Here is a 290-nt window from a genome sequence, read left to right on the forward strand (position 1 = left end):
TCGGATCGGGCTTATTTCATGCCGCAGGTCCGTTGCGCGAAAGATCATGACGGCCCGGACCGGCCCCACCCTTTTCTTCCCGGTTCTCGAACATTTCGGCCGCGAGAAAACCCTGGGCGTCACGCCGGAACACTGGTGGCAAAGCATGGAGACAGTCTCCAGAAGTCTGACGGATGTCCGTCCCGGGGATGTTTTTCTTATCGGCGCCGGGATCTGGGGCAAAGCCTACTGCGAACAGGTGCGCGCACAGGGTGGGGTCGCAATCGACATGGGCTCTGCGCTGGACATCT

The 290-nt window shown here is 60.7% G+C and carries 1 protein-coding gene; it reads left to right on the top strand.

The features are described 5' to 3' along the window. Positions 1-46 precede the first annotated feature (46 nt). A partial coding sequence (locus tag E0702_RS16805; RefSeq protein WP_132045699.1) for a hypothetical protein occupies positions 47-290 on the top strand: 244 nt, incomplete at its 3' end.

The sequence above is a fragment of the Halomonas marinisediminis genome (assembly GCF_004347715.1).
GTDB lineage: Bacteria > Pseudomonadota > Gammaproteobacteria > Pseudomonadales > Halomonadaceae > Halomonas > Halomonas icarae.